Consider the following 6,823-nt stretch of genomic DNA (forward strand, 5'->3'; position numbering starts at 1 on the left):
CCGCGGCGCGCGCGAGCCGGCGCGGCGCGCCGGCGGTTCGTCGCGCTGCCGCGCGGCGTGACGGTTGCGACGCGTGCGGCGGTTGCGGCCGGGCGGCCGCGGGCGAACCTGTCGTCATAGAAGCCTGTCGGTCGATCGGGAATGCCAATGTGAGAGAATTCTACCCACTCAAAACCGATCATGACCATCCGCCGCCCGCCGAACTCGCACGGGCGCGCGCTTCAATAGGAGAATTCATGGGCTTTCTCGCCGGTAAACGCATTCTGCTGACGGGCCTGCTGTCGAACCGCTCGATCGCTTACGGCATCGCCAGGGCCTGTCATCGCGAAGGCGCCGAACTCGCGTTCACCTACGTCGGCGATCGCTTCAAGGATCGCGTCACCGAATTCGCCGCGGAGTTCGACAGCACGCTGGTGTTCCCGTGCGACGTCGCCGACGATGCGCAGATCGACGCGCTGTTCGCCTCGCTCGGCCAGCACTGGGACCGTCTCGACGGCCTCGTCCACTCGATCGGCTTCGCGCCGCGCGAGGCCATCGCGGGCGACTTCCTCGACGGCCTGTCGCGCGAGAGCTTCCGCATCGCGCACGACATCTCGGCATACAGCTTCCCGGCGCTCGCCAAGGCCGCGCTGCCGCTCCTGTCGAACGACGCATCGCTGCTGACGCTGTCCTACCTCGGCGCCGAGAAGGCGATTCCGAACTACAACACGATGGGCGTCGCGAAGGCCGCGCTCGAAGCCAGCGTCCGCTACCTCGCCGTCTCGCTCGGCGCCAAGGGCATCCGCGTGAACGGCATTTCGGCCGGCCCGATCAAGACGCTGGCCGCGAGCGGCATCAAGGGCTTCGGCAAGATCCTCGAATTCGTCGAGCACAATGCGCCGCTCAAGCGCAACGTGACGATCGAGCAGGTCGGCAACACCAGCGCGTTCCTGCTGTCGGATCTCGCGAGCGGCGTGACGGCCGAGATCATGCACGTCGACAGCGGCTTCAACGCCGTCGTCGGCGGCATGGCGGGCCTCGAAGAGTAAGGAGTAAGCGGGCAAGCGCGCGTCCCACGCGCGAACGCGCCCCGGCGGCCGGCCTCCACGCCGGCCGCCGGGGCGTTCTTGCTGTGGCGCGGCGCGCCGCCGCTCACGCGGGCAGCGTGCGATGCAGGTCGGCCAGCGACACCAGCGTGCGGAACAGGCGCGCGAGGCTGCGGCTCGCGTAGCGCTCGATCTCGTCGGGCGACGTCCAGCGGAACGCATCCATCTCGGGAATCATCGCGCCGCTGGCGCGGCTCGGGAAGAACGACGTGCACACGCAGCGCGACGGATCGATCTCGGCGGACACCGCGCGCGCGGCGAACAGATACAGGTCCTTGTCGGGCCGGTACGCGAAGCGGCCGAGGTCGACCAGCCGCGCGGGCGCGAGCGTGATCCCGGTTTCCTCGACCAGCTCGCGCAGCGCCGCCTGCTGCGCGGTCTCGCCCGGCTCGCCCTGCCCTTTCGGAATGTCCCAGTGGGTCGTCTCGGTCGCGTGCGCAAGCAGCACGCGGCCCTGTTCATCGAGGATCACGACCCCGCACGACAACGTGCGGGACCGGCTGGCGCGCATCATGCGTCGTTCCGACCGCGCGGGCTCAGCGCTTTTGCAGCGCCCACTGGCCCGCCGCCGTCTTGCAGAAGCGCGGCTTGAGCGTCATCGACTGCCCCTTCGCGCTGATCTCGACGACGATCTCGCGGCACGTGCGGCCGCCGTCGTCGGCCGTCGTCGGCGTGAGCTTCGCCGCGATGGGCGTGCCTTTCCGATCATTCTGCCAATCGACTGTTTCGCCATCCTTGCCATCGTCGCGCACGTGCTGCACGGCCTTCGTCAGCGAGGCGGTGTCCGCCTTGCTGAAATAGCTGACCGGCGTGTCGTTCAGGAAATTCAGGTTGTTCTGCGCGTGCGCGCCACAGGCACCGGCGGCCAGCGCGCCGGCGGCCAGCACGCGCGCCAGGATGGACAGGGAAGCTCGCTTGGACATCGGGTTCTCCTCGTGGGCGATCGGATCACCGCGCGGCAGGTCCGCGCGGGCGACAGCGGACGAGGATAGCATGGCCGCCGTGCTCAGCGGGCCGGCGCGGCCGCGCCCGCTTGATAGCCGTCAGTGAGGGTCTGCAGGAAAGCGATCACATCCTTGATCTCGGCTTCGTTCAGCACCGGCGGATCGCCGCGCTTGCGATCGAACGGCGGATCGGTGTTGAGATTGCCCCAGTACTGCTTCGGCAGATCGTCGTATTTCTGCACGACGCCGTGCCGCACCGGATAGAACTTCTCGGGATTCGTGTCGCGCTCCGCGTAGAAACGCATCACATCCTCGAGCGTGTGATAGATGCCGTTGTGGAAGAAGCTCTTGCGCAGCGCGACGTTGCGCAGCGTCGGCGTGCGGAACAGCCCGCAGAATTCCGCGCGCCCCTTCAGGTCCTGCCGCTCCGGGCCGCAGGCGCCGAGATCGTGGAACTTCGGATCCCGATTCACCGGCAGCGCGCGGTTGCGCGGCACGCCGACCGCGATCAGCCCGAAGTCGCTGAACTGCGGCGGCGTGCCGTCGAGCGCGCGCTGGCTCAGGTGACAGCTTGCGCAGTTGCCCTTTTTCTCGTCGTTGAACACCTGCAGGCCGCGCAGTTCGGCGGGCGTCAGCCGCGCGCGGCCGGCGAGGTACGCGTCGTACTTGCTGGTGTACGGATAGAACACCTCGGGCGTCTGCTCGAAGGTGCCGAGCGCGCGCAGCACCGCGGCGAAGGCCGCGTCGTCGTCGTCGAGCACGCGCGCGCCGAAGGTCGCGCGGAATTCCGCCGCGTACGGCGCCGCGCGCACCGCGCGCGCCACCTTCGCGGGCGTGCTGTTCATCTCGAACGACGAGGTCAACGGGATGCGCGCCTGTTCCGCACCGCTGTCGACGCGGCCGTCCCAGGTCAGGCCGCCCGTCGGACCGTTGTCGACGCTCTCGTCGCCCTCGTCGTCGGAGTCGTGATAGTGCTCGCTGAACGCGGGCACCGACTGCAGGTACTTGAGCGTGGGCGCCGCGCGGAAGCCCGGCTTGCTCAGGTCGTCGCCGCCGAGCTGCACCGCCAGCGCGTTCGGCGGGCTGAAGCCGTGTTCGGGGCTGTGGCACGACGCGCATGCCAGCTTGCCCGAGCCCGACAGCGACGGATCGAAGAACATCGCCTTGCCAAGCGCCGTCATTCGCCTGACGCCTTCGTAAACCTGCGCACGCGTCTGCGGCTGGTCGCTGACCACGGCCGCGCCGCTCGCCGCCGCGGCGGCGGCGGGCGCGACCGGCGCGTCGGGTGTGCGCTCATGGCAGCCGGCGAGCGCCGCGGCGAGCGCGAACACGCCCAGCGCGGCGCGCGGCGCAAGGATCCGGGACAGCTGGGCAGGCAGGCGACGCATCATCGAATCGGCACGAGTCAAGGGAAGAGAGGCGCGAGCGTATGTCAGTCGCATGTCATTTCCGTGACGATTACATTGATAGCTTATCGAAAGCTCCACTACATTCCGCTGTCAAACGCGCCTTACATAATTCGCGCAGCCGGCTGTCAAAACCAGTTCAGCGCGCGTCCGGCGAATGGCCGCGCAGCACGCCGGTCCCTCGGTACACAAGAGAGACAACGAATGAAGAAAACCTGGATCCGCGTCACGCCCATCGCGTTGGCAGCGGCTATCGGCCTGAGCGCATGCGGCGGGGATGATATTGCGTCGCCGGGCCTGACGGCGGTCAAGAACGTCGTCGTGATCTACGCGGAGAACCGCAGCTTCGACAACCTGTACGGCGCCTTCCCGGGCGCGAACGGCCTGCAGAACCTGGCGGCCGCGAGCGCGCAGCAGCTCGATCGCGATGGCACCCCGCTCGCGACGCTGCCGAAGATCTGGAACGGCCTGACCGCCAGCGGCGTGACGCCCGCCGTGACGGAAGCGATGACCGCGAACCTGGCGAACGCGCCGTTCGCGATCGACGATCCGCAGGGCTTCAATACCTCGATGAACGTGACCACGCGCGATCTGTACCACCGGTTCTACGAGAACCAGATGCAGATCAACGGCGGCAAGAACAACATGTTCGCCGCGTGGGCCGATTCGGGCGGCCTCGTGATGGGCCACTACAACACCAACGCGTCGAAGCTGCCGCTGTGGAAGATCGCGCAGCAATACACGCTCGCGGACAACTTCTTCATGGGCGCGTTCGGCGGTTCGTTCCTGAACCACCAGTACCTGATCTGCGCGTGCGCGCCCTACTACGCCAACGCCGACAAGAGCCCGGCGGCCGGCTCGGTTTCGGTGCTGAACGCGGACGGCGTGTCGCTCAAGACTGCGACCAACTCGCCGGCGTCGGCGCAAAGCGGCCCGCCGAAGTACGTGAACTCGGGCAACCTGACGCCGGACTTCTACGCGATCAACACGATGCAGCCGCCGTACCAGCCGAGCGGCAACAAGAGCCCGGCGGGCGGCGACCCGACGCTCGCCGATCCGGCAGTGGCCACGACGCTGCCGCCGCAGACGCAGCAGAACATCGGCGACCTGCTGAGCGCCGCGAACGTCTCGTGGGCGTGGTACGGCGGCGCCTGGAACCAGGCGCTGCAGGCCGCGCAAAGCGGCACCTCGGGCGTGATCTACGGCCCGAACATGACCGCGCCGAACTTCCAGCCGCATCACCAGCCGTTCAACTTCTACGCGAACCAGGCGCCCGGCTCGGCGAGCCGGGCGCAGCATCTGCTCGACGGCGGCGTGAACGGCACCGAGTTCATCAAGGCGATCGACGCCGGCACGCTGCCGCAGGTGTCGTTCTACAAGCCGCAGGGCAACCTGAACGAGCATGCGGGCTACACCGACGTCGCCTCGGGCGACCAGCACATCGCCGACGTGATCGCGCATCTGCAGAAGAGCCCGCAGTGGAACAACATGGTGGTGGTGGTCACCTACGACGAGAACGGCGGCTTCTGGGATCACGTCGCGCCGCCCAAGGGCGACCGCTGGGGCCCGGGCTCGCGGATTCCGGCGCTCATCATCTCGCCGTACTCCAAGCAGGGCTTCGTCGACCACACGCCGTACGACACCGCGTCGATTCTGCGCTTCATCACGCGCCGCTTCTCGCTGCCGCGCCTCGCGGGCCTCAAGCAGCGCGACGACGCGCTGGTCGCGAATGGCGGCAAGCCGATGGGCGACCTGACCAACGCGCTCAACCTGTCGACGGGCCAGTAAGCACGGCGTCGACGCCGCGATAATCTTCACGATCACGACTTCGCAGGGCGGCTCCGGCCGCCCTTTTTTTCGTCCCGCCGCGCCGCGCCCGGCGACCGTTCTCGTTTAGAGAAACCCTGCATCTGTATTTTTCATCCCACGGATCCGATAAAATTCATATCATGCGCATGTTTAATGCGCCCGCCTCGCGCGCCGCGCCACCCCATCTGGAGACGCCTTTCATGCTGGACGCCATCCTGGTCACCATCGGCATCGCCGCGGTCGCGTGCTCGCTGTTCTACAAGTTCCTGTTGCTGCTGTACCAGGCCGACCAGCGGGCCGCCGCGCGCCGCCGGGAACACGGCCCGCGCGGCGATGCGCCCGGCGGGCTCTAGAATAACGACGCCGCGCCTCCAGTCAGATTGCTCATTTCACGTTCGAGGAACAGACCATGCCACGCTCGCTTTCCACTCCGCTGACCCAACGGCTCGGCATCGCCCTGCCCATCGTGCAAGGCCCGATGAACGGCGGCTCGACGCCTGAAATGGTGATCGCGGTCTCCAACGCCGGCGGTCTCGGCTCGCTCGCCGCCGCCGGGTTGAGCCCCGACGCGATCCGCGCGCAGGCCGCGACGATCCGCGCGGGCACGTCGAAGCCGTTCGCGATCAACCTGTTCGTGCTCGACACGCCCGCGCCGAGCGAGGCCGAGGTCAACGCCGCGCTCGAACGGCTGGAGCCGATCCGCGCCGAGCTGGGCCTCGCGCCCGGCCAGCCGCTCGCGCGCTACTGCGAGGATTTCCGCCAGCAGCTCGAGGCGCTCATCGCATTGAAGGTGCCGGTCGCGAGCTTCACGTTCGGCCTGCTCGACGCCCCGTCGGTCAAGCGCCTGCACGACGCCGGCAGCCTCGTGATCGGCACCGCCACCAGCGTCGCCGAGGCGCGCGCCTGGGCCGCCAACGGCGCGGACATCATCTGCGCGCAGGGCGCGGAAGCCGGCGGCCATCGCGGCACCTTCCTCGGCCATCCGGACGCCAGCATGATCGGCACGCTCGCCCTCGTGCCGCAGATCGCCGACGCGGTGCCGCTGCCCGTGATCGCCGCGGGCGGCATCATGGACGGCCGCGGCATCGCCGCCGCGCTCACGCTCGGCGCGCAGGCCGCGCAGCTGGGCACGGCCTTCCTGACCAGCGCCGAATCGCCGATCCATCCGCTGTGGCAGGCGCAGATCCGCGAGTCGACCGACACCTCCACGCGCACGAGCCGCACCTTCACGGGCCGCCCCGCGCGCGGCATCGTCAACCACTACATCGAGCGCATGGTCGAGTTCGAGCGCGAGGTGCCCGCCTATCCGATCCAGAACGCACTGACAGCCGAGATCCGCAAGGCCGCGGGCGCGGCGAACCGCCCCGACTTCATCTCGATGTGGGCCGGCCAGGCCGCGGGCCTGAGCCGCCGGCGCGACCACGGCATCCCGGCCGGCGCGCTCGTGCATGCGCTCGCCGAGGAAACCGTCGCGGCGTTCGGCTGAGCCCCCGCCCCATGCAGGCGGGGGGGGGGGGGGGGGGGGGGGGGGGGGGGGGGGGGGGGGGGGGGGGGGGGGGGGGGGGGGGGGGGGGGGGGG

The 6,823-nt window shown here is 69.1% G+C and carries 8 protein-coding genes; 4 read left to right on the forward strand and 4 right to left on the reverse strand.

The window, feature by feature from the left end:
* On the reverse strand, window positions 1-182 hold a 182-nt coding region (locus AC1RQF_RS32930; RefSeq protein WP_492874292.1), incomplete at its 3' end, for a hypothetical protein.
* A 54-nt stretch (window positions 183-236) separates the two neighbouring features.
* Between AC1RQF_RS32930 and fabI the strand changes: the two genes are divergently transcribed.
* A complete protein-coding gene (gene fabI / locus AC1RQF_RS32935) occupies window positions 237-1,028 on the forward strand; it encodes an enoyl-ACP reductase FabI (RefSeq protein ID WP_274002432.1) in 792 nt (263 codons plus the stop codon).
* A 103-nt stretch (window positions 1,029-1,131) separates the two neighbouring features.
* On the opposite strand, the gene AC1RQF_RS32940 is transcribed toward fabI, so the two are convergent.
* From AC1RQF_RS32940 to AC1RQF_RS32950, 3 genes are all read right to left on the reverse strand, one after another.
* Entirely contained in the window at window positions 1,132-1,599 is a 468-nt protein-coding gene (locus tag AC1RQF_RS32940; RefSeq protein WP_443111568.1) for an NUDIX hydrolase, read from the reverse strand.
* A gap of 22 nt (window positions 1,600-1,621) precedes the next feature.
* Window positions 1,622-2,008, reverse strand: coding sequence for a hypothetical protein (locus tag AC1RQF_RS32945; protein WP_274002430.1), 387 nt, complete (start codon window positions 2,006-2,008; stop codon window positions 1,622-1,624).
* A gap of 83 nt (window positions 2,009-2,091) precedes the next feature.
* A complete protein-coding gene (locus AC1RQF_RS32950; protein WP_443111567.1) occupies window positions 2,092-3,420 on the reverse strand; it encodes a cytochrome-c peroxidase in 1,329 nt (442 codons plus the stop codon).
* Between the two features lie 219 nt (window positions 3,421-3,639).
* Here AC1RQF_RS32950 and AC1RQF_RS32955 point away from each other — a divergent pair, with 219 nt between their 5' ends.
* The 3 genes from AC1RQF_RS32955 to AC1RQF_RS32965 all read left to right on the forward strand — a co-directional run bounded on the left by AC1RQF_RS32955 (window position 3,640) and on the right by AC1RQF_RS32965 (window position 6,730).
* Window positions 3,640-5,223: an acid phosphatase gene (locus AC1RQF_RS32955; RefSeq protein WP_492874295.1), complete on the forward strand. Its 1,584-nt coding sequence runs from the start codon at window positions 3,640-3,642 to the stop codon at window positions 5,221-5,223.
* Window positions 5,224-5,444: 221 nt separating this feature from the next.
* Window positions 5,445-5,597 (forward strand): hypothetical protein, encoded by a 153-nt coding sequence (locus tag AC1RQF_RS32960; RefSeq protein ID WP_274002425.1) that lies wholly within the window; start codon window positions 5,445-5,447, stop codon window positions 5,595-5,597.
* Between the two features lie 56 nt (window positions 5,598-5,653).
* A complete protein-coding gene (locus AC1RQF_RS32965) occupies window positions 5,654-6,730 on the forward strand; it encodes an NAD(P)H-dependent flavin oxidoreductase (RefSeq protein WP_274002423.1) in 1,077 nt (358 codons plus the stop codon).
* The last annotated feature ends 93 nt before the right edge of the window (window positions 6,731-6,823 follow it).

It is taken from the genome of Burkholderia sp. GW821-FHT14F03 (assembly GCF_058803765.1).